Here is a 1,239-nt window from a genome sequence, read left to right as displayed (position 1 = left end):
CAAAGAAACGCTTTATACTCTTGATTAGTAATTAGATATTTTCCGATACGAAAGTTACGCAAAGAAATTTGATGGCGAGGCGTTTCTTTTACTATCCATATTCTCTTAAGTTTCAAATGCTCACAGTCCACCATAACACGATCGACTTGCTGTTCATCAAGTCCAACAGAAACCTGCCCACCGGGTACATCGCACATCGCAGGCTTGAACGTATCCAGTCGTAAGTCACCTTGATAACAAAGTTGCTGACCGGCAAAATAACGAACCTCAATTGAAGTATCTTCACTTTCGAGGATTTCAGCAAGTTGTTGGGGTGTTTTATACTCTAATTTTGAACGAATTTCTTCGTTAAAAAAAACTCACGTAATGGGATAAAATATTCTGGATAACCAAGGAGCTCTCTATCGGTCATTTCAGGACAAGCCGTTGCACTTAGCTTCGGCGAACCATAATCTAATTCGTACTTCATAACTCTATTTCCAACTTATAAAATACAAACTAAACCAGTCTGCAAACAGTTATTTTGGAAAGTATCCCAAAAGCCTTCAGGGCGACTATCAACATCTTTATCTTGAAGTAATGGCTTCTGCCAGTAATAGTCGCTAAATCCCGCTTCTTTAATCGCCTGTTCATAATCAGACTCGCTCCAGCGGAAGAAAGTAAATGGACTCGGTGGTGTCGTGACGAACTCTGCCTTGTGTTTATAGCCTTTATGCCAAACTTCCTCCGTTTTGACATTAACCCCATAACGCTCAAAGTTCCCTTTACTAAGAGAAAAGTTAGGATCAACAGTGTATGCGACAAGTTTACACCCTGATTTTAAGTTATTGGCAATATTTTTAAACATCGCTTTAAGTTGTTCAAGTGAGCTAGAATAATTGAAAAGCCACGCAGCATTAATCAGATCGAATTCACCTAAATTCTCCATTTCTGCCGCATTGCGTACAAGATATTTAATATCTCGGTGATTAGTATCTGCATACTCCTGAGCCAACTCAATCATGGTTTCGGAAATATCGATACCGACTACTTTTCTCGCTCCCATTTGATAAAACCTATTCGCAAAAAAGCCATAACCACATGCCGCATCTAATACCTCCAATCCTTCAACACTCCCCACCATTGACATTATTGTCCGAACTTCAATCTCGCGCTGAGCTGCTGATTTGGTAAATTCTCCAAATAGATTTCCTATTGAGTCATAATCCGCAGTCATTGACATTTTTCTATCTCCTCGTT

At 39.5% G+C, this 1,239-nt stretch carries 2 protein-coding genes; both read right to left on the bottom strand.

Annotation, left to right across the window (positions count from 1 at the left end):
* Positions 1-197 (bottom strand): SUMF1/EgtB/PvdO family nonheme iron enzyme (locus BZG79_RS16265; RefSeq protein WP_199878083.1); only part of this gene is annotated, 197 nt, incomplete at its 3' end.
* Positions 198-484: 287 nt separating this feature from the next.
* The coding region (locus tag BZG79_RS15730) for a class I SAM-dependent methyltransferase (protein WP_206779512.1) at positions 485-1,239 on the bottom strand (755 nt) is incomplete at its 5' end.

The organism is Salinivibrio sp. MA427 (genome assembly GCF_001996115.1).
In the GTDB taxonomy this organism is placed as follows: domain Bacteria; phylum Pseudomonadota; class Gammaproteobacteria; order Enterobacterales; family Vibrionaceae; genus Salinivibrio; species Salinivibrio costicola.
This window is presented reverse-complemented; position numbering and strand designations above follow the sequence as displayed.